Raw genomic sequence first — 18,774 nt, 5'->3', positions numbered from 1 at the left:
CACCTCCGGGGTGCAGAACAACAGGCGCGCACGCCTGAGCTGGCTGCGTCGGCCGTTGCGCCCTCGGCGGGGCTTCAGGCTGCCGGCGAACCGTGCTTGAGCAGTGCGAGAATTGCGTGCAGCTCGGCACGCAATGCTTCCGGCTCGATGGTCGGCATGGCCGGTGGTGGTGGCGGTTCCGGCAACGCGTCGACCTCGTGCTGGCCGCGCCCATCGAGGCGGTTGCGTGCCCCGCTGATGGTAAAGCCCTGCTCGTACAGCAGTTCGCGAATACGCCGGATCAACAGCACTTCGTGATGCTGGTAATAACGGCGATTTCCGCGGCGTTTGACCGGTTTAAGCTGAGTAAATTCCTGCTCCCAGTAGCGGAGCACATGCGGCTTGACCCCGCACAATTCGCTGACTTCGCCAATCGTGAAATAGCGCTTCGCCGGGATCGGCGGCAGCACGGTCGGTTCCATCTTGTTCGGTCGGTCGTTCATCGCTCACAAGCCGTGTCGGCTTTATCAGGCTGCACGCGCCAGGGAAGGATGGTCGGGGCCGTCGGGGCTGTCCGGATTGCGCGGGCTGCCCGGATTGGCCTCTTCGACCATCGCCTTCAGCTTCTGGCTGGCGTGAAACGTCACGACGCGGCGCGCCGTGATGGGGATTTCTTCCCCGGTTTTCGGATTGCGGCCGGGCCGCTGCGGCTTGTCGCGCAACTGGAAGTTGCCGAAGCCGGACAGCTTGACCGCCTCGCCGCGCTCGAGCGCATTGCGGATCTCGTCGAAGAACGTCTCGACCATGTCCTTGGCCTCGCGTTTGTTCAGACCGACCTGCTCGAACAGCAGTTCGGCCAGCTCCGCCTTGGTCAGGGTCGGCAACTCCTTTTCCGCTTCCTTCCGTACCCGGGCCACCAGCATCGCACGATGCAGGTCGGCGGCCAGCGCTTCCTGGAGCACGGCGGAATCAACGTCGTTGTTGTTAATTTTAAGCCCTACCTTCAAGTTCTGGATGGGGGCGTGGGAAACTGGAGGGTTCCCCGCGCCCCTGTTAGGCACGCAAGCCCTTATTACGCGCGCAGTTTTGCGCCGTGTTTTTGTTGCGCCGCGGATGCCAGCGCGGCCATGATGGCCTCGACCGCATCGTCCTGCAGCGTCGATTGAGTATCTTGCAAGCCAAAGCGGAAAGCAAGACTTTTTTCATCTTGTTCCAAACCTTTGCCGCGGTATTCATCAAATAAAACAACGGCTTGCACGAGTTTGCCGAGCGCGTTCGACGCCAGTTCCGACTGGAAAGCGTCGAGCAGCGCCTGGGCCGGCACGTCCTGTTTCACCACCAGTGCGAGGTCGCGCGTGGCGCCCGGGAACTTGGAAATCTCGGCGTAGCGCGGCACGTCGCGCGCGCGCAGCGCGTCGGCATCCACCTCGAACAGCACCGGAGCCTGCGGCAGGTCGTACTTCTGCAGCCAGCGCGGATGCAGCTCGCCGATGACGCCGACGACCTTGCCGTCCACTTCCACCGTGGCCGAGCGGCCCGGGTGCAGCGCCGGGTGTTCGGTCTTGCTGAAACGTACGGCGCGCGGTGCGAACAGCGCTTCCAGGTCGCCCTTGACGTCGAAGTAATCGACGGCCCGGGTCGGCTGGCCCCACTGCTCGTCCGCGGCCGGGCCGTAGGCGATGGCGGCGACGCGCTTGGGCTGGTCGAATCCGGCGACGGCCAGCGGACCGTCCTGCACGTTCGCATTGCGCAGGAACACGCCACCCACTTCGAACACGCGCACGCGGCCGGCCTTGCGGTTCAGGTTGTAGCGCACGTTGGCGACGAGGCTGCCGATCAGCGATGAACGCATCACGCTCAGCTGGCTGGCGATCGGGTTCTGCAGGCGGATCGGGTCGGTATTGTTCGCGAAATCCGTTTCCCACTGCTGCTCGACGAAGCTCATGTTCACGACTTCCTGGTAACCCAGGTCGGCCAGTTCGTGGCGGATCGCAAACAGCGAGCGGGTGTCTTCCGGCTCGATCAGCATCGCCGACGGGGCCACCGGCGGCAGCGTGGGAATGTTTTCGAAGCCATACACGCGCGCCACTTCCTCGATCAGGTCTTCCTCGATCTCGATGTCGAAACGGTAAGACGGCGCCGTCACGTGGAAGAGACCCTCCTCGCGCTCGAACGGCAGGTGCAGGCGCGTGAAGATGTCGGCGACCATGTCGTCCGTGACGGGCACGCCGATGACCTTCGCGGCGCGCGCGGTGCGCAGGGTGACCGGCTTGCGCTGCGGGACGTTCGGCGCCTGGTCGTCGACCGGGCCGACTTTCGTCTCGCCCGTGCCGCAGATCTCCACGATCAGCGACGTGATGCGCTCGATGTGCTCGACGGTCGTCGCGTAGTCGACGCCGCGCTCGAAGCGGTGCGCGGCATCCGTCGAGAAGTTGTAGCGGCGCGCGCGGCCCTGGATGGCGTTCGGCCACCAGAATGCGGCTTCCAGGTAGATGTTGGTCGTGTCCAGGGTGACGGCCGTGGAATCGCCCCCCATGATGCCGGCCAGCGACTCAATCTCCTTCTCGTCGGAGATCACGCCGACCCACTCGTCGACCTCGACCGTGTTGCCGTTCAGGAGCTTCAGCGATTCGCCCTTGCGGCCCCAGCGCACGTCCATACCGCCGTGGATCTTGTCCAGGTCAAACACGTGCGACGGACGGCCCACTTCCAGCATGACGTAGTTCGAGATGTCGACGAGCGCCGACACCGAACGCTGGCCACTGCGCTCGAGGCGGCGCTTCATCCATTCCGGCGTCGCCGCTTTCGCGTTCAGTCCGCGGATGACGCGGCCGGAGAAACGGCCGCACAGATCCGGCGCCGAGATCTTCACCGGCAGCTTTTCATCCGTATTCACGACGGCCGGACGGAACGCCGGCAGCGCCAGCGGCACGCCGGTCAGCGCCGACACTTCGCGCGCCACGCCCAGCACGGACAGGCAGTCCGCCTTGTTCGGCGTGAGCTTGATCGTGAATTTCAGGTCGTTCAGGCCGAGGTAGTCGCGGATGTTCTGACCGACGGGCGCGTCTTCCGGCAACTCCATCAGGCCATTGCTCTCTTCCGAGAGCTTCAGCTCTTTCGCCGAGCACATCATGCCCTGCGATTCCACGCCGCGCAGCTTGCCGACCTTGATTTCGAACGGCTTGCCGTCCGGACCCGGCGGCAGCACGGCGCCGGCCATGGCGCAGATGGCCTTCATGCCCGCGCGCACGTTCGGCGCGCCGCAGACGATGTTCAGCAGGGTGCCGGTGCCGACGTCGACCTGGCACACGTTCAGGCGGTCCGCGTTCGGGTGCTTGGCGACTTCCTTGACTTCCGCCACGACGACGTTCGAGAACGGCGGCGCGACCGGTTCGACCTCTTCGACTTCGAGGCCGGACATCGTGAGCAGGTGCGCGAGTTCGTCCGAATTGATCTTCGGATCGACCATGGAACGGAGCCAGTTTTCAGAGAATTGCATATTCGTTTGCCTTCTTGTTCGATCGGTTGCGGCTTAATTAAATTGCTTCAGGAAACGCAGATCGCCCTCGTAGAACAGGCGCAGGTCGTTGATCCCGTAACGCAGCATGGTCAGGCGCTCCAGGCCCGAACCGAACGCGAAACCGATGAATTTTTCCGGATCCAGTCCGAAATTGCGGACGACCGTCGGATGCACCTGGCCGGCGCCCGACACTTCCAGCCAGCGGCCCTTCAGCGGACCGGAGCCGAACGCGATGTCGATCTCGGCCGACGGTTCCGTGAACGGGAAGTACGACGGCCGGAAGCGGACCTGCAGGTCGTCCGTCTCGAAGAATGCCTTCACGAAGTTCAGGTAGACGCCCTTCAGGTCGGCAAAGCTGATGTCTTCGCCGATCCACAGGCCTTCGACCTGGTGGAACATCGGCGAGTGCGTGGCGTCGCTGTCGACGCGGTACGTGCGGCCCGGCGCGATCACCTTGATCGGCGGCGTGTGCGTGCGGGCATAGCGCACCTGCATCGGACTCGTGTGGGTGCGCAGCAGCAGCGGCTTGCCCGTGCTGTCGTTGCCTTCGATGTAGAACGTGTCCTGCATCGAGCGTGCCGGGTGGTTTTCCGGGCTGTTCAGCGCGGTGAAATTGGTCCAGTCGGTCTCGATCTCGGGGCCGTCGGCCACGTCGAAACCGATCGAGCGGAAGATCTGTTCGACCCGTTCCCAGGTCCGCATGACAGGGTGGATGCCGCCCTTGGCGCGGCCGCGGCCCGGCAGGGTGACGTCGATCGCTTCCGCGTTCAGGCGCGCCATCAATTGCGCGTTGGCGAGATCCTCGCGGCGGGCCGTCAACGCCTGTTCGATTTTTTCTTTGGCGGCGTTGATCAGGGCGCCCTGCGCCTTGCGCTGTTCGGGATCGAGCTTGCCGAGGCCCTTCATCAGGTCGGTCACCTGGCCGGTCTTGCCCAGGTATTTCGCTTTTGCGTTTTCCAGCGCGGCAGCGTCTTGTGCGGCGCCAAAGTCAGACTGGGCCGAGACGACGAGTTCTTCCAGCGAGTTCATGCGTATTCTTTTCCTGTTTTGATGGCGGGAGACGCCAGAAACAAAAACAGGGCATCGGTCGTGAAACCTTTGCCCCGTCCTTTGCGCATCGGCCACCCTGCGGCGGCGCGATGCTGATCTTGCGTTCGCTGTCTGAAATTAAGCAGCCAGCTTTGCCTTGACGGTGTTCACGATAGCGGCAAAAGCCGGCTTGTCGTTGACAGCCATGTCGGCCAGGACTTTACGGTCCAGTTCAATCGCGGCTTTCTTCAGGCCGTTCATGAATGCGCTGTAGGTCATGCCGTGCGAACGCGAAGCCGCGTTGATACGGGTGATCCACAGTGCGCGGAAAACGCGCTTCTTGTTGCGGCGGTCGCGGTATGCGTACTGGCCAGCGCGCATGACTGCTTGCTTGGCAATACGGAATACTTTGCTGCGGCGGCCACGATAACCTTTGGCAAGCGCAAGAACCTTCTTGTGACGGGCACGTGCAGTAACCCCACGTTTTACTCGAGGCATATTAGCTCCTTAGTGTGAGATTAAGCAGACGGCATCATGCGGTAGACGCTCTGGACGTCGGACGCATTGATGTTGCGGGTGCCACGCAGCTGGCGCTTGTTCTTGGTGGTTTTCTTGGTCAGGATGTGACGCTTGAACGCCATACCCGATTTGACGGTACCACCCGGGCGCACGCGAAAACGCTTTTTCGCGGAGCTTTTGGTTTTCATTTTCGGCATAGTCTTCTGCCCTCTTACAGGCAGCCTCATATGTGACAGGATTGCAGGTGGCAGCAACGCTGCTCTTGGATGCCTACTTTCACTTGTCTCTGCAGCGGAAGCGGGTCCACTACAGTCTTGCTTCCCCGTCCTTGCGAACATGGGAACCGCAGATTCTAGCACAGTTTTACGCCCGTGCACATCCGAGCGATGCACACGAGAAACCATAAAGTGGAATAGGCCAAGCCCAGGCCGCGGGACGCACCCGGGGCCCGGGCCTGGCCCGGCTTGACTGCACGAAGAATTACTTCTTCTTCTTCGGCGCGACCACCATGATCATCTGGCGACCTTCCAGCTTCGGAAACTGCTCGACCTGGCCGTACGGCTCGAGGTCGCCGCGCAGACGCTCCAGCATGCGCTGGCCGATATCCTGGTGAGCCATCTCGCGGCCACGGAAGCGCAGCGTAATCTTGGTCTTGTCACCCTCTTCCAGGAACTTGATCAGGTTACGCAGCTTGATGCTGTAATCACCCTCGTCCGTACCTGGACGGAACTTGATTTCCTTGACCTGGATGATCTTCTGCTTCAGCTTCGCTTCGTGCGCCTTCTTCTGCTCCGAATACTTGAACTTGCCGTAGTCCATCAGGCGGCAGACCGGGGGAACCGCGTTCGGCGCGATTTCCACCAGGTCCACGTTCGCTTCTTCAGCCAGACGAAACGCCTCGGCCAGGCTCACAATGCCCAGCGGCTCGTTGTCTATCCCGTTCAGACGCATTTCCGGGTAGTTGATTTCGCCATTGATGCGATGTGACGACTTGTCAGTAGCTATGTTGTTTCCTTTGAAAGTAAGATGGATAGGGCCGTCTCAAGGCGCGTGCTTGATTACTTCGCCTTGGATGCTACCTCGCCTTGGAGGCGTTCCAGCAGCGCATCGACCGACATGACGCCAAGGTCGATATTGCCACGGGCGCGAACGGCCACAGTGTTGGCATCCCGCTCTTTATCACCGACAACTAGGATGTACGGCAGTTTTTGGACGGAATGCTCCCGAATTTTATAGGTAATCTTCTCGTTCCGCAAATCAGCGTGAACGCGCAGGCCCGCCGCCTTCAGCTTCGCCTCGACCTGCTTGACGTAATCGGCCTGCGCATCGGAGATGTTCAAGATGGCAACCTGGACCGGCGCCAGCCACAGCGGCAGCGCGCCCGCGTAGTTCTCGATCAGGATGCCGATGAAGCGCTCCATCGAGCCGACGATCGCGCGGTGCAGCATCACGGGCACCTTGCGGGAATTGTCTTCTGCGACATATTCCGCGCCGAGACGGCCCGGCATCGAGAAGTCGACCTGCATCGTGCCGACCTGCCACGGACGGCCGAGGCTATCCTTCAGGTGGTATTCGATCTTCGGACCGTAGAACGCGCCCTCGCCCGGCAGCTCCGTCCAGGTCACGCCGCAGCCGCGCAGCGCGGAACGCAGCGCTTCTTCGGCCTGGTCCCACACCTCGTCGGAACCGATGCGGTTTTCCGGACGCAGCGCGATCTTGACGTCGATGTTGTCGAAGCCGAAGTCCTCGTACACCTTCATCGCCTGGGCGTGGAACGCGACGACTTCCGGCGCAATTTGATCTTCAGTACAAAAGACGTGGCCGTCGTCCTGGGTGAAGCCGCGCACGCGCATCAGGCCGTGCAGCGCGCCCGACGATTCGTTGCGGTGGCACTGGCCGAACTCGCCGTAGCGCAGCGGCAGGTCGCGGTACGAACGCAGGCCCGCGTTATAGATCTGCACGTGGCCCGGGCAGTTCATCGGCTTCAGCGCATAGGTGCGATTTTCCGACTCGGTCGTGAACATGTTTTCACGATAATTGTCCCAGTGACCGGTCTTCTGCCACAGGCTGACGTCGATGATCTGCGGCGCCTTCACCTCGTTGTAGCCGGTGACCTGGTAGGTCTTGCGCATGTATTGCTCGATCTGCTGCCAGATGGTCCAGCCCTTCGGGTGCCAGAAGATCAGGCCCGGCGCCTCGTCCTGGAAGTGGAAGAAATCCAGTTGCTTGCCCAGCTTGCGGTGATCGCGCTTCTCGGCTTCTTCCAGCATGTGCAGGTATTGCTCCTGGTCTTCCTTCTTCGCCCAGGCGGTGCCGTAGACACGCTGCAGCATCTCGTTCTTCGAGTCGCCGCGCCAGTACGCGCCCGCGAGCTTCATCAGCTTGAACACTTTCAGCTTGCCGGTCGACGGCACGTGCGGACCGCGGCACAGGTCGGTGAACTTGCCTTCGGTGTACAGCGACACGTCCTCGTTCGCCGGGATCGACGCGATGATCTCGGCCTTGTAGTCTTCGCCGATCGATTTGAAGTACGCCACGGCTTCGTCGCGCGGCAGCACCTTGCGGGTGACTGGCTCATCCTTCTTGGCGAGCTCGGCCATCTTCTTCTCGATGGCTTGCAGGTCGTCCGGGGTGAACGGGCGCTTGTACGAGAAGTCGTAGTAGAAACCGTTGTCGATCACGGGGCCGATGGTGACCTGCGCTTCCGGGAACAATTCCTTGACAGCATACGCCAGCAGGTGGGCGGTCGAGTGGCGGATGACGTCCAGGCCTTCCGGATCCTTGTCCGTGACGATGGCCAGGTCGGCATCCTTCTCGATCAGGAACGACGTGTCGACGACCTTGCCGTCGACCTTGCCGGCCAGCGCGGCCTTGGCCAGGCTCGGGGCGATGCTGGACGCCACCTGGGCGACCGTCACCGGACCTTCGAATTGACGGCTCGAGCCGTCCGGGAGGCGAACATTCAACATTGTGAGCTCCATCGGCGCCATGCGCCCGTTCAGGTTAATAAGTTTGAAACTGGAAAGTTTTGGACGAAAAAAAACGCGCACCAGGCGCGTTTTCTTCAGTGTCGTCGAGTTGCTGCGAAAGACAATATGACACCCTACCGCGTCTAGCGATTCCCCCACAACGTCGTTGTAGTTCGCGGTGTCATAACCGTTCGTGCCTTTCTCGCTCTTACTGACGACAAGAGCGGAAAACCGAAGTTCCCCGCGCTTGTCTTGGTGTTCTGGTGGGCGGTGCAGAATTCGAATCTGCGACCCCTTGGATGTCGACCAAGTATTCTAACCAGCTGAACTAACCGCCCGTATGCCGCTATTATAAGGGGATCGGACACTATTCTGCAAGGACGCCGGGTATACTGCCGCCTGTTTTCCGATTCCCTCACTTTCATGTCCGACCAAGCCGGCTCCTCCGCCCACCTCCACGCCCACCTCGACGGCGACGCCCGCCACGCCCACACGATCGAAGGCCGCAGCCAATGGGCGATGGCCATCGCGCTCGGGCTGACCCTGCTGTATGCGCTGGTGGAGGCCGTCAGCGGCTTCCTGTCGAATTCGCTCGCACTGATCTCGGACGCCGGCCACATGGTCACCGATGCCGCCGCCCTCGGCCTCGCGCTGCTGGCCCAGCTGATCGCGCGGCGGCCGCCGTCCGCGCGCCATTCGTTCGGCTTCGTGCGCGCGGAGGCGCTCGCCGCCTTCGTGAACAGCCTCGCCATGCTGCTGCTCGTCGGCTGGATCGTCTACGAAGCCGTCCAGCGCCTCGCGCATCCCGAACACGTGGGCGGCAAGACCGTGCTGATCGTCGCCGCGATCGGCGCGTGCATCAACATCGCCGTCGCATGGGTGCTGTCGCGCGACGAGCAGAGCATCAACACGCGCGCCGCCCTCGTCAACGTGCTGGGCGACCTGCTCGGCTCCATCGCCGCCATCGCCGCGGGCGCCGTCATCCATTTCACCGGCTGGGTGCGCATCGACCCGATCCTGTCGATCTTCGTGTCGCTGCTGATCCTCAAGTCGACCGTGAGCGTGCTGCGCGAGTCCTACCACTTCCTGATGGAAGGCGTGCCGTACCAGATCGACTACCTGAAAATCGGCGCCGACCTCGCTGGCATCCCGGGCGTGCGCTCCGTGCACGACCTGCACGTATGGGACATGTCGCCGGGCGAGCCCGCGCTGATCGGCCACCTGGAAATCGACGACCTGAACGCCTGGCCCGACGTGCTGCGCGCGGTGAAATACATGCTGCTCGACAAGCACGGCATCGACCACGTCACCTTGCAGCCCGAACTGCGCGACTGCTCCGACACGCTGTAAGCCGGTTCCGACCCGGCCTCGGGACACGCGCCGATAGCCCAGCCGCAGGCCGCCTGTGGATAATCGGCACATGCCTACCTCCTCAGAACTCGCCACCGCACATGTCTACGACACGCTGATCGTAGGCGGCGGCCCGGGCGGCCTGACCGCCGCCATCTACCTGCGCCGCTTCACGCGCAACGTCGCACTCGTCGACAAGGGCAACAGCCGCCTGCGCCTGATCCCCGTCTCGCACAACTACCCCGGCTTTCCCGAAGGCGTGCCCGGCCACATCCTGCTGGGCAACCTCGCGTCGCAGCTGCAGCGCTACGGCGGCAGCGTGATGCCGGGAGAGATCGTCGACCTGCGCATCGAGGACGGCCTGTTCGTCGGCGACTACCAGCCCGAAGGCATCGACGACATCGTGCAGGTCCGCGCCCACACGGTGCTGCTGGCGACGGGCGTCGCGGACGCGGGCCTCCCGATCGAAAACTGGCGCGAGGCCGTCGCGTTCGGGTCCGTGCGCCTGTGCCCCGTGTGCGATGGCTTCGACGTGATCGACAAGCGCATCGCCGTCGCCACGTCCGACGTGAACCCGGTCGGCCACGCGCTGTTCATGCGTACGTTCAGCGCGGACGTCACTCTGTTCGAACGGGGCGCGCCGTCGATGCTGAGCGCAGACGACCGGCGCCGCCTCGACGCGGCCGGCGTGCGCATCGTCGATTCGCCGCTGCTGTCCGTCACGCTCGACGCATCGATGAAACCCGTGCTGCACACGGACGACGGCCAGGATCACGAAGCGGACGTGTTCTACCCGATGCTGGGCGAGAACGCCAGATCGGGCCTCGCCGCGAAGCTGGGCGCGCGCACGGCGCAGTGCGACGAGATCGTCGTCGACGACCACCAGCAGACGACCGTGCCCGGCCTGTACGCGATCGGCGACGTCGTCGTGGGCCTGAACCAGATCGCGGTGGCGGCGGGCCAGGCGGCGCGCGCGGCCGTGCGCATCCACAACCAGTTGCCGCCCGCGCTGCGGCCCGCTCGTCCGCACCTGGAGGCGGCGCCGGGGACCAGCGCGTAGCTATAATGCGGGGATGAGAACGCTCGCCCTCCTCCTGCTGTGCGCATCCGGCGCCGCCTGCGCCGTCGACGACGCCCTCGTGCTTCGCTGCCGCGCCCTCCCCGATACGGCGAGCCGGCTGGCCTGCTACGAAGCGCTGCCCGTGGCAGCGCCGGCCGAGCAGCGCTTCGGCGCGAAACGCCTGGAACAGAAGGTCGACGACGAGCCGGCGGCGATCCGCAGCACCGTGCGCGGCCACCTGGACGGCTGGCGCTACGGCACCCAGCTCACCCTCGCCAACGGCCAGGTGTGGCGCGTGGCGGACGACGTCGATGCCGTCCTGCCGGATCTCTTGGACCCGGCCGTGCGGATCGAACGGGGCGCGCTCGGCGCCTATTACCTGCAGCTGGAAGCGAACAACAGCGCGGCGCGCGTCGTTCGCGTGCAGTAATCAGCGTTGTGAAGCCAGTTCGATGCGGCGGCGGATGCGTTCCACCGAGGCCGTGTCGCCGGCCGCGCGGGCACGCTGTTCCTGCACGCCCAGCCACGCCAGCAGCGGCCGGCGCCAGCCCTGGCTGGATGCCGTGTCGACAGCGGCGCCGATGTCGGCCGGCGTGATGCGTCCCGCCTTCAGCAGCGCCCCTGCCGCGACGAGCCGCGCCAGCGGATCGGTCACGCCGGCCAGCGCGCCGCTCGCGACGACGGTGCGGTGCTGTTCCGGCAGCAGATTCACGTCGAGCCCCTGCCAGCGGCCGTCCAGGTAAGCGGCATACGCGCGCTGGGCCGGCGTCGACTCGTTCGCGAGCGCCGCGAAGCCGGGGCATTCGTAGTCGAGCGCCGCCGCCTTCACGCCGCAGCGCACCAGTTCCGCCTGGGCGACGACGTCGAACCGTCCCGTGCTGGCGCTCGCGCGGCGGGCGCGCGCGAACTCGGCGTCGGCCGCGGCCGAGTCACCGCGCAGGAAGTCGTCCGTGTAACCGTCCAGGGAGCTCTTCGCATCGCCTTCCCAGGCGGGCGGCTGCGGCTTGCTGGCGCAGCCGGACAATACGATGAGCGCGGCGGCAATGAGGGATCGGGTCATCATGGCAGCTTCACCTCCGTATCCTGCTTGAACGGCCATTTGCGGTTGATCTCGTCGACGAGGCGGTTCACCTTGCGCAGGCTCGCATCGACCTCGCCGCGCAGGCGGCCCAGGTCGTCGGTGGCGGTGTGCGCGTTCTTCGCGACGGCCTGCGCCTCGGCCAGCACGCCGTCGGCTTTCTGCAAGGTGCCGCGCGCGTCGGCCAGCAGGCCGTTGAGCTCACGGATCGCGCTCTGCGCATCGTCCATCACGCCCTTCTTGCCGAACACGCGCTGGTCGGTCTTCGCGAGCAGCGCGTCCACGCGGTGCAGGGTCTGCAGCAGCTTTTCCGCCTCGGCGTCGCCGCCCAGCGCGGTGCCCAGCACGCCGTAGCGGCCGGACAGGCGGCCGGACAGCGCGTCGACGTTGGCCAGCGTGTTGCCGATGTGGGAATCGGCGCGCGTCATCGCCTCCAGGTTTTCCAGCAGCGTGCGCGCCGTGGCCATCAGGCGCGGGATCTCGGCCGCCGCGTCGCCCCGCAGCACGGGCCGCTGGGCGTGGTCCGGCAGCGGCGGATCCGTCAGCACGCCGCTGTAGGCGCGCAGCCGGGTCTCGCCGACGACGCTGCTCTCGAGCGTGAACACGCTGGTCGTGCGCAGCCATTTCGCATCGTTCTTCGCGATGTCGACCAGGATGTTGACCTTGCCGTCCTTGCCCAGCTCCACCTGGCGCACGCGCCCGATGGGGAAGCCGGCGAACGTCATGTCCATGCCGGGGATGACGCCGGAGGAATCGTCGGCGACGAGCACCAGTTCCTGCGTCTTCTCGAACACGCCGCGGGCATACATCACGTACAGGAAGAACGCGACGATCAGCGCGCCGATCAGGACGAGCAGGAACAGCGCCTTCGCTTCCACGTGTTTCGGTTCGTCGGGAGGGGTGTCTTTGTCGCTCATCGTTTGAATGTCGTTAGATGTATTTGACGGCCAGCGAACTGGCCTCGATCAGCAGCAGCACGAACAGCAGCCGCAGCGCGCCCGGCTGCACGTTCGTGCGCAGGCGGCGCGGGCGGCGCAGCAGTTCCAGGATGGCGGCGCTCGGGATCACGGCCACCGCGAGGCCGAACAGCACCGTCTTGAACACGAAGCCGAGGGTCACGGTCGGATCGAACACGCGGCCCACCGTGCGTGTGTAGTCCGGCAGGCCCCATGGCGACAGGCCATACACGTTCAGGTACGCGAGCACGAGCACGATGACGCTGCTGACCATCGCGAGGCTCAGCACGGAAAACGCGTTGGCGATCACCTGCGGCACGAGGTCGCGGCGCAGGCGGCGCAAGGTCTCGGCCGTCGCTTCGCCGGCGGGCATGCCGCTGCGCGCGAGGCCCATGGCACCGGCATCGAACGCCATGCCGGCCCGCAGCGCGGCGAACATCGCGGCCGACAGCGGCAGCAGTTCCAGCACGAGCACGCGCACGACCATCTCCAGCGCATAGCGCGACAGGCCATAGCTCTGCGCCGTGACGAGCACGATGCGGATGATGACGAGACTGACGAGGGCCGTCAGCACCGTGAACCAGGGCAGCACCTGCCACGTGCTCGCATAGATGTAGCGCGACGTGGCGAGGCGGTTGGCGCGGTGGTACGTGGACGGCGTCAGCGCCATCACGAGCGCCACGGCGCCCAGGTGCAGCATCGACCACCAGCTGGCGACGTAGCGCGCGGCCAGGTGGCCCCAGAGGCGCGGTTTGACGTACAGGAGGGAGGTGATGGGCACCTATGTCCTCCGGGCTTGCTGGACACCCTTCACCTCGGCGATCGCCGCGAGCGCCTTCTGCAGCTGCCCGGTCGAGCTGATCTCCGCCGTGAACACCATCTTCGCGGTCCCCTTGCTGCTCTGCGTGTTCACGCCGATCACGTTGATCTTCGAGATCGCGAGCACTTCCGAGATGTCGCGGAGCAGGCCCTGGCGGTCGGCCGCGAGGATGAAGATATCGACCGGGAACACGGTCTCCAGGCCCGTCGTGCCCCATTCGGTCTCGAGCACGCGTTCCGGGTTGCGGGCCGCCATCTCGGCGAAGTTCTTGCAGCTCGCGCGGTGGATCGACACGCCCTTGCCGCGCGTGACGAAGCCCATGATCGGATCCGGCGGCGCCGGCTTGCAGCAGCGCGCCAGCTGCGTCATGAGGCCTTCCGTGCCGACGACGAGCACGCCCGACTTGGCGCCCTGCTCCACGCTCGACGCGCGGCTCTTGTTGACGACCGCTTCGTCCGGCACCGGGGCCGCCGGCGCCGCGTCGTGCAGTGCGGCTTCCACGTGGCGCAGGCTGAATTTCTCCTTGCCCACCGCGATGAACAGGTCGTCGACCTTGGCAAACCCCAGCTTGTGCGCCAGCGTATCCAGGTTGACCGCGGTCTTGCCTTCGCGCTGCAGCGACTTTTCGACGAGCGCGCGGCCGTGCGCCAGCGTCTCGGCCAGTTCCAGCGCGTGGAACCAGGCGCGGATCTTCGACCGCGTGCGGCTGCTGACCGTATAGCCGGGGCTGAGCCAGTCGCGCGACGGCCCCTGGCTGCCGGCCGGGCCCTTTGCCGTGATGATCTCGCACGTCTGGCCATTCTTCAGCGGCGTGTTCAGCGGCACCATCACGTTGTCGATTTTGGCGCCGCGGCAGCGGTTGCCCACCTCGCTGTGCAGGTGGTAGGCGAAGTCGATCGGGGTCGCGCCGACCGGCAGCTCGAGCACGCGCGCCTGCGGCGTCAGCACGAAGATGCGGTCGTCGAGGGTCGTCGATTTCAGCTTCTCGACCCACTCGCGCTGCAGCTCTTCCTGCCCCGTGACGGCACTCGCGACTTCCGTCTTCCACGCCAGCAGCTGGCGCAGCCACGCGATCTTTTCGTCGTATTCCTGGCTCTTGAAATTCGAGCCGCCTTCTTCCTTGTAGCGCCAGTGCGCGGCGACGCCGTACTCGGCGAAGTTGTGCATCTCCTGGGTACGGATCTGCACTTCCAGCGGGCGTCCGTCTTCCGCCGTGACGACCGTGTGCAGCGACTGGTAGCCGTTCGCCTTCGGGCGCGAGATGTAGTCGTCGAATTCCTTCGGGATCGGCGTCCAGATGTTGTGGACGACGCCCAGCACCGTGTAGCACGTCTTGATGTCGTCGACGATCACGCGGAACGCGCGCACGTCGTACAGCTCGGAGAAATCGAGCTCCTTGCCGCGCATCTTCTTCCAGATGCTGTAGATGTGCTTCGGCCGGCCGAACACTTCGGCCTTGATGCCCGCCGCCGCGAGCTCCTTCTGCAGGCGCTCGATCGACGACGCCACGAAGCTCTCGCGCAGCATGCGCTTCTCTTCGAGCATCTTGGCGATGCGTTTATACGTGTCCGGCTCCATCATCCGGAACGACAGGTCTTCCAGTTCCCATTTCAGCTGGAAGATGCCGAGCCGGTTGGCGAGCGGTGCGTACAGGTCGAGCACTTCGCGGCCGTAGTTGCGCGTGACGTCGTCGAAGCGCTTGTGCTCCGCGAAGTAGCGCAGCGTGGTCACGCACGAGGCGAGGCGGATCAGCACGACGCGCATGTCGCTGGCCATCGCCAGCAGCATCTTGCGCAGGGTTTCCACCTGCGCCATGGCCTCCTGGGCCGCATTCTTGCCGCGCCCGACGGGGGCCTGGGCCGCCGTCAGGTCGCGCAGGCGGATCAGCTGGTGCACGCCGCGCACCATGTCCGCCACTTCCTTGCCGAAGCGCTCCTCGAGCGCCTCGGACACGCCCGGATCCACGATCGCCAGCTCGAACAGCAGGCCGGCGATGCGGGTCTCGGCATCGCTGCGCAACAGCGCAAGCGTGCCGGCCACGCCCAGCGAGAACTCGAACGCGCTCTGGCCGGTGCCGGCCGTGCGTTCGACATAGCGCTCGGCCGCGAAGTCGAGCGCGCCCTTTACGCGCGCGCAGTCGTCGGGGCCGAGGCCGTGGACCAGCTGGGTGGTGGCGTCGCCGAGCGCGACAATCGATACCATCGCGTGTGCTTACGCCTGGGCGGCCACGACGACGATTTCGACCAGGCCGGCCGGATCGGCCAGCTTGGCTTCGACGGTGGCGCGCGGCGGCGTCTGGCCCGGCACGACCCACGCTTCCCACACGGTGTTCATGGCCGGGAAGTTGGCCATGTCGGTGATGTAGATCTGGGTCGAGATGATGCGGCTCTTGTCGCTGCCGGCTTCCGCCAGCAGGCGGTCGATGTGACCCAGCACTTCGCGCGTCTGGCCGAGGATGTCCTGCGTCGTGTCGCTGGCGACCTGGCCGGCCAGGTACACCGTGCCATTGTGGATGGCGACTTCGGACAGTCGTTTGCCTACGTGCAGTCGTTTGATTTCCATGCTTTTCTCTAGTAATAAAACCAGGCCTTGCGGCCGTTTCGCCCGGCCGTGGAGCCGAACACCTCCGGCTTGCTCAGCCGGTCAAAAATTCCCGTGCGATCGCGATCTGCTCCGGCTGCAGGAACGTGGGCGCATGGCCCACGCCGGCGATCTCCCTGAGCGCCGGTTTCGGTCCGCGCCGCGTCATCTCTTCCGCCGTCGCGCGCGATAGCAGGTTGGAGTGCTCGCCCCGCACGAGCAGCGTGGGGCAGCGGATCGCGTCGTACGCCGCCCACAGCCGCGCCTCGTCCTGCGCCACCTTCGCCGGCGTCATGGCCTTGAACGGCTGCGCGAGACCGAGGTCGTAGTGCAGCGCCCATTGCCCGTCCGGCTGCTGCACGAGCACGTCGCGCGCCAGCTTGTCCCACTGGGCGTCGCTGTGCGGCCCGAACGGCGTCGAGACCATCCGCACGTACGCGGCCCCTTCTGCGAAGGTCGCGAAGCGGATGGCCTGGCCGATGTAGTCGCCGATGCGCGCCAGCGCCACCGGGTCCAGCACGGGCCCGATGTCGTTCAGCACCATGCGCCGGACCGGACTGTCCGGCAGCGACGCGAGGGCAATGCCGATCAGGCCGCCCATCGACGTGCCGAACCACGCGACGCCTTCATCCCCGGCCGTGACGCGGGCGATCAGCGTCACCATGTCGGCCACGTATTGCGGAATGACGTACAGCGCCGGGTCGCGCAGCCGGTCGGACCGGCCGCGGCCGACGACGTCCGGGCAGACGACACGGTAGCGGTCGCTCATGGCCCGCGCCAGCGCGTCGAAATCGTCCGCCACGCGCGTCACCCCGTGCACGCAGACGAGCACGTTCGTATTGGCGGGGTCGCCCCACTCCTTGTATGCCATGCGGTGCAGGCCGGCGGGCGAACTGCACAGCACGGATTTCAGCTTCGGTTCGCTCATTTTCAAAAGTTCCGACGATCACCATGCATCCGCCGGAACATCAAGGACCAGGCGGCCGCCAACATTTTACCCGGTGGAGCGATTAGAATTCTACCAAGTCTGGCCCGGGACCACCCGGCTCTCATAGAAACTGTCCACGAGAAAGAGGAACGAATGAAATCCACCATGTTAAGCGGCAAGACTGCACTCGTCACCGGCTCGACCTCGGGCATCGGCCTCGGCATCGCCCGCGCGCTGGCCGAGCAAGGCGCCAACATCGTCTTCAACGGCTTCGGCGACGCGCAGCAGATCGAAAAGCTGTACACCGACATCGGCCAGGAATTCGGCGTACAGACCGCTTACCACAACGCCGACATGTCGAAGCCCGACCAGATCCAGGCCATGATGACGTTCGCGCTCGAGAAGTTCGGCGGCGTCGACATCCTCGTCAACAACGCCGGCATCCAGTACGTCGCGAACGTCGAGGATTTCCCCGTCGAGAAATGGGATGCGATCATCGCCATCAACCTCAGTTCGGCCTTCCACACGACCCGCCTCGCGCTGCCCTACATGAAGCAGAAGAACTGGGGCCGCATCATCAACCTCGCGTCGGCCCACGGCCTCGTCGCATCGGCGCAGAAGTCGGCGTATGTCGCCGCCAAGCACGGCCTCGTCGGCCTGACGAAATCGACGGCGCTGGAGACGGCCCCGACTGGCGTCACCGCCAACGCGATCTGCCCGGGCTGGGTGCTGACCCCGCTCGTGCAGAAGCAGGTCGACGACCGCGCCGCGCGCGAGGGCATCAGCAACGAGCAGGCGAAGAAAAACCTGCTGCTGGAAAAGCAGCCGTCGGGCGAATTCGTCACGCCGGAAGAACTGGGCGCGCTGGCCGTGTTCTTCTGCAGCCCGGCCGCGAACCAGGTGCGCGGCGTCGCGTGGAACATGGACGGCGGCTGGGTCGCGCAATAAATGTCCATTGACGAACCCCTGGAGATTCCGGGCCTGCACGACGCCTGCCTGGAACTCGCGCACGTCGTGCTCGCGTCAGGCCAGCCGCAGGTGTCGCGCGACATCCTCGAAACGCTGGCCGACCGCTTCGAACGCGAAGCGGCCGACTTCGCGCTGCTCGTCGCCAGTGCCGGCCGCGACACCGCGCTGCTGGCCCGCGCCGTGCACTATCTCGTCGACGCCCACGCGCTGCCGCTGATGGGCACCGACATGGAATGGTTCCGGCAGGCGCTCGCCTGCCTCGTCGAACTGGCCGTGCCCGGCATCGCGCTGTCGGCCAAGGGCGCGGCGTTCCTGCATGACGTCGAGACCGGCATCGCGCAGGCGATGCAGGATCTCGAATGATACTGTCCGGTCAGGGCGCCGTCTGCGGCTCGGTCGCGTGCAGGTCGTCGATCGCCTTCCGGTATTCCCGCGACGCCTTCAGGCGGTCCAGGTAGCGGATCGGGCGGCGCTTGTCCATGCCAATCGAATACTCCAGGCTACCGCGCACGCCGCAATACGCCCGGCAGCTCGAGACGGCGTCGGGCGTGGCACGGTCGGTGAGCGTCAGCTGGCCGTGCTCCACGCTCACCCGCAATGCGCATTGCGGGGCTTCCGGCAGCGGCGACGGCGCCGGATCGTGGTAGACGAACGCACCCTGTTCATACCGGCCCATGCCGGCGATGTCGCACATGTGGCCGTTGTAGAAATCGAGGTGGGCGCGCACGTACACGTGATCGGCATCGTAGGGAACGATCTCGATGACGTCCTCGGCCTGGTATGGCACATCCGCCTCGCCGGGCGCCTTGCCGGGCGTGATCGTGGCGCTCATGAAGCGGTGCTTGTATACGCCCGCGATCTTCTGCATCAGGTGCGCGGGTTCTTGCGCGGATGCGGTGCACGCGCACAGCGCAGCCAGCAGGGGGATGAGGATTTTCGGCGTCATCCGTCCATGATAAGCCATCCGCCTCTTGCTCGGCTATGATCGCCTTTCCGATTCACACGACGAGAAAGGAC

20 protein-coding genes and 1 tRNA gene are annotated in these 18,774 nt (G+C 65.2%); 5 read left to right on the top strand and 16 right to left on the bottom strand.

Annotated elements, in window-relative coordinates:
• Window positions 1-74: 74 nt before the first annotated feature.
• The 9 genes from ACEN9H_RS10460 to ACEN9H_RS10420 form a co-directional block, all read right to left on the bottom strand.
• The gene (locus tag ACEN9H_RS10460; RefSeq protein WP_413674705.1) at window positions 75-482 is read right to left on the bottom strand and encodes a MerR family transcriptional regulator; all 408 of its coding nucleotides are present in this window, start codon (window positions 480-482) and stop codon (window positions 75-77) included.
• 24 nt (window positions 483-506) lie between these two features.
• A complete protein-coding gene (locus tag ACEN9H_RS10455) occupies window positions 507-902 on the bottom strand; it encodes an integration host factor subunit alpha (protein WP_056135976.1) in 396 nt (131 codons plus the stop codon).
• Between the two features lie 149 nt (window positions 903-1,051).
• Entirely contained in the window at window positions 1,052-3,478 is a 2,427-nt protein-coding gene (gene pheT, locus ACEN9H_RS10450) for a phenylalanine--tRNA ligase subunit beta (protein ID WP_413674704.1), read from the bottom strand.
• Between the two features lie 33 nt (window positions 3,479-3,511).
• Window positions 3,512-4,528: a phenylalanine--tRNA ligase subunit alpha gene (gene pheS, locus ACEN9H_RS10445; protein WP_160407640.1), complete on the bottom strand. Its 1,017-nt coding sequence runs from the start codon at window positions 4,526-4,528 to the stop codon at window positions 3,512-3,514.
• A 138-nt stretch (window positions 4,529-4,666) separates the two neighbouring features.
• Window positions 4,667-5,026 (bottom strand): 50S ribosomal protein L20, encoded by a 360-nt coding sequence (gene rplT / locus ACEN9H_RS10440; protein ID WP_056135339.1) that lies wholly within the window; start codon window positions 5,024-5,026, stop codon window positions 4,667-4,669.
• Window positions 5,027-5,046: 20 nt separating this feature from the next.
• Window positions 5,047-5,244, bottom strand: coding sequence for a 50S ribosomal protein L35 (gene rpmI, locus ACEN9H_RS10435; protein WP_056135342.1), 198 nt, complete (start codon window positions 5,242-5,244; stop codon window positions 5,047-5,049).
• A gap of 283 nt (window positions 5,245-5,527) precedes the next feature.
• Window positions 5,528-6,079: a translation initiation factor IF-3 gene (gene infC, locus ACEN9H_RS10430; RefSeq protein WP_267873880.1), complete on the bottom strand. Its 552-nt coding sequence runs from the start codon at window positions 6,077-6,079 to the stop codon at window positions 5,528-5,530.
• A 26-nt stretch (window positions 6,080-6,105) separates the two neighbouring features.
• Window positions 6,106-8,016 carry a threonine--tRNA ligase gene (gene thrS, locus ACEN9H_RS10425; RefSeq protein ID WP_413674703.1) on the bottom strand — a complete coding sequence of 637 codons (1,911 nt, stop codon included), beginning with the start codon at window positions 8,014-8,016 and terminating at the stop codon, window positions 6,106-6,108.
• Between the two features lie 261 nt (window positions 8,017-8,277).
• Window positions 8,278-8,354, bottom strand: a tRNA-Val gene (locus ACEN9H_RS10420).
• Window positions 8,355-8,439: 85 nt separating this feature from the next.
• Between ACEN9H_RS10420 and ACEN9H_RS10415 the strand changes: the two genes are divergently transcribed.
• The 3 genes from ACEN9H_RS10415 (at window position 8,440) to ACEN9H_RS10405 (ending at window position 10,856) form a co-directional block, all read left to right on the top strand.
• A complete protein-coding gene (locus ACEN9H_RS10415; RefSeq protein WP_413674702.1) occupies window positions 8,440-9,366 on the top strand; it encodes a cation diffusion facilitator family transporter in 927 nt (308 codons plus the stop codon).
• Window positions 9,367-9,436: 70 nt separating this feature from the next.
• Window positions 9,437-10,426, top strand: coding sequence for an NAD(P)/FAD-dependent oxidoreductase (locus ACEN9H_RS10410; protein ID WP_413674701.1), 990 nt, complete (start codon window positions 9,437-9,439; stop codon window positions 10,424-10,426).
• A 13-nt stretch (window positions 10,427-10,439) separates the two neighbouring features.
• The gene (locus tag ACEN9H_RS10405; protein ID WP_413674700.1) at window positions 10,440-10,856 is read left to right on the top strand and encodes a hypothetical protein; all 417 of its coding nucleotides are present in this window, start codon (window positions 10,440-10,442) and stop codon (window positions 10,854-10,856) included.
• Here ACEN9H_RS10405 and ACEN9H_RS10400 read toward each other — a convergent pair whose 3' ends face one another.
• From ACEN9H_RS10400 to ACEN9H_RS10375, 6 genes are all read right to left on the bottom strand, one after another.
• Window positions 10,857-11,489 (bottom strand): hypothetical protein, encoded by a 633-nt coding sequence (locus ACEN9H_RS10400; RefSeq protein WP_413674699.1) that lies wholly within the window; start codon window positions 11,487-11,489, stop codon window positions 10,857-10,859.
• The gene (locus ACEN9H_RS10395) at window positions 11,486-12,421 is read right to left on the bottom strand and encodes an MlaD family protein (protein ID WP_413674698.1); all 936 of its coding nucleotides are present in this window, start codon (window positions 12,419-12,421) and stop codon (window positions 11,486-11,488) included. The genes ACEN9H_RS10400 and ACEN9H_RS10395 overlap by 4 nt, the downstream gene beginning before the upstream one ends.
• A 13-nt stretch (window positions 12,422-12,434) precedes the next feature.
• Window positions 12,435-13,160, bottom strand: a complete 726-nt coding sequence (locus ACEN9H_RS10390) for an ABC transporter permease (RefSeq protein WP_371768436.1) — start codon at window positions 13,158-13,160, stop codon at window positions 12,435-12,437.
• A gap of 81 nt (window positions 13,161-13,241) precedes the next feature.
• Window positions 13,242-15,482, bottom strand: coding sequence for a RelA/SpoT family protein (locus tag ACEN9H_RS10385; protein ID WP_056135367.1), 2,241 nt, complete (start codon window positions 15,480-15,482; stop codon window positions 13,242-13,244).
• A 9-nt stretch (window positions 15,483-15,491) separates the two neighbouring features.
• On the bottom strand, window positions 15,492-15,842 hold the full coding sequence (locus ACEN9H_RS10380; RefSeq protein ID WP_036228482.1) for a RidA family protein: 351 nt from the start codon (window positions 15,840-15,842) through the stop codon (window positions 15,492-15,494).
• A gap of 73 nt (window positions 15,843-15,915) precedes the next feature.
• Window positions 15,916-16,788: an alpha/beta fold hydrolase gene (locus ACEN9H_RS10375; protein ID WP_413674697.1), complete on the bottom strand. Its 873-nt coding sequence runs from the start codon at window positions 16,786-16,788 to the stop codon at window positions 15,916-15,918.
• Window positions 16,789-16,941: 153 nt separating this feature from the next.
• Here ACEN9H_RS10375 and ACEN9H_RS10370 point away from each other — a divergent pair, with 153 nt between their 5' ends.
• A complete protein-coding gene (locus ACEN9H_RS10370; protein WP_056135375.1) occupies window positions 16,942-17,736 on the top strand; it encodes a 3-hydroxybutyrate dehydrogenase in 795 nt (264 codons plus the stop codon).
• The gene (locus ACEN9H_RS10365) at window positions 17,737-18,120 is read left to right on the top strand and encodes a hypothetical protein (protein WP_160407634.1); all 384 of its coding nucleotides are present in this window, start codon (window positions 17,737-17,739) and stop codon (window positions 18,118-18,120) included. It abuts the gene before it with no gap.
• Window positions 18,121-18,130: 10 nt separating this feature from the next.
• Here ACEN9H_RS10365 and ACEN9H_RS10360 read toward each other — a convergent pair whose 3' ends face one another.
• Complete coding sequence (locus ACEN9H_RS10360; RefSeq protein WP_413674696.1) at window positions 18,131-18,703, bottom strand: hypothetical protein; 573 nt, start codon at window positions 18,701-18,703, stop codon at window positions 18,131-18,133.
• Between the last annotated feature and the right edge of the window lie 71 nt (window positions 18,704-18,774).

The sequence above is a fragment of the Massilia cellulosiltytica genome, from assembly GCF_047325105.1.
Classification (GTDB): domain Bacteria; phylum Pseudomonadota; class Gammaproteobacteria; order Burkholderiales; family Burkholderiaceae_D; genus Telluria; species Telluria orientalis.
Note: the sequence above shows the minus strand (reverse complement) of the source record. Positions and strands in the feature narration are given on the sequence as shown.

What these genes read in the sequence shown, in the direction of transcription:
- ACEN9H_RS10460 (WP_413674705.1), bottom strand. Translation starts at nt 482, where the DNA reads ATGAACGACCGACCGAACAAGATGGAACCGACCGTGCTGCCGCCGATC.
- ACEN9H_RS10455 (WP_056135976.1), bottom strand. Translation starts at nt 902, where the DNA reads ATGCTGGTGGCCCGGGTACGGAAGGAAGCGGAAAAGGAGTTGCCGACC.
- pheT (WP_413674704.1), bottom strand. Translation starts at nt 3,478, where the DNA reads ATGCAATTCTCTGAAAACTGGCTCCGTTCCATGGTCGATCCGAAGATC.
- pheS (WP_160407640.1), bottom strand. Translation starts at nt 4,528, where the DNA reads ATGAACTCGCTGGAAGAACTCGTCGTCTCGGCCCAGTCTGACTTTGGC.
- rplT (WP_056135339.1), bottom strand. Translation starts at nt 5,026, where the DNA reads ATGCCTCGAGTAAAACGTGGGGTTACTGCACGTGCCCGTCACAAGAAG.
- rpmI (WP_056135342.1), bottom strand. Translation starts at nt 5,244, where the DNA reads ATGCCGAAAATGAAAACCAAAAGCTCCGCGAAAAAGCGTTTTCGCGTG.
- thrS (WP_413674703.1), bottom strand. Translation starts at nt 8,016, where the DNA reads ATGTTGAATGTTCGCCTCCCGGACGGCTCGAGCCGTCAATTCGAAGGT.
- ACEN9H_RS10415 (WP_413674702.1), top strand. Translation starts at nt 8,440, where the DNA reads ATGTCCGACCAAGCCGGCTCCTCCGCCCACCTCCACGCCCACCTCGAC.
- ACEN9H_RS10410 (WP_413674701.1), top strand. Translation starts at nt 9,437, where the DNA reads ATGCCTACCTCCTCAGAACTCGCCACCGCACATGTCTACGACACGCTG.
- ACEN9H_RS10405 (WP_413674700.1), top strand. Translation starts at nt 10,440, where the DNA reads ATGAGAACGCTCGCCCTCCTCCTGCTGTGCGCATCCGGCGCCGCCTGC.
- ACEN9H_RS10400 (WP_413674699.1), bottom strand. Translation starts at nt 11,489, where the DNA reads ATGATGACCCGATCCCTCATTGCCGCCGCGCTCATCGTATTGTCCGGC.
- ACEN9H_RS10395 (WP_413674698.1), bottom strand. Translation starts at nt 12,421, where the DNA reads ATGAGCGACAAAGACACCCCTCCCGACGAACCGAAACACGTGGAAGCG.
- ACEN9H_RS10390 (WP_371768436.1), bottom strand. Translation starts at nt 13,160, where the DNA reads ATGCTGCACCTGGGCGCCGTGGCGCTCGTGATGGCGCTGACGCCGTCC.
- ACEN9H_RS10385 (WP_056135367.1), bottom strand. Translation starts at nt 15,482, where the DNA reads ATGGTATCGATTGTCGCGCTCGGCGACGCCACCACCCAGCTGGTCCAC.
- ACEN9H_RS10380 (WP_036228482.1), bottom strand. Translation starts at nt 15,842, where the DNA reads ATGGAAATCAAACGACTGCACGTAGGCAAACGACTGTCCGAAGTCGCC.
- ACEN9H_RS10375 (WP_413674697.1), bottom strand. Translation starts at nt 16,788, where the DNA reads ATGAGCGAACCGAAGCTGAAATCCGTGCTGTGCAGTTCGCCCGCCGGC.
- ACEN9H_RS10370 (WP_056135375.1), top strand. Translation starts at nt 16,942, where the DNA reads ATGAAATCCACCATGTTAAGCGGCAAGACTGCACTCGTCACCGGCTCG.
- ACEN9H_RS10365 (WP_160407634.1), top strand. Translation starts at nt 17,737, where the DNA reads ATGTCCATTGACGAACCCCTGGAGATTCCGGGCCTGCACGACGCCTGC.
- ACEN9H_RS10360 (WP_413674696.1), bottom strand. Translation starts at nt 18,703, where the DNA reads ATGACGCCGAAAATCCTCATCCCCCTGCTGGCTGCGCTGTGCGCGTGC.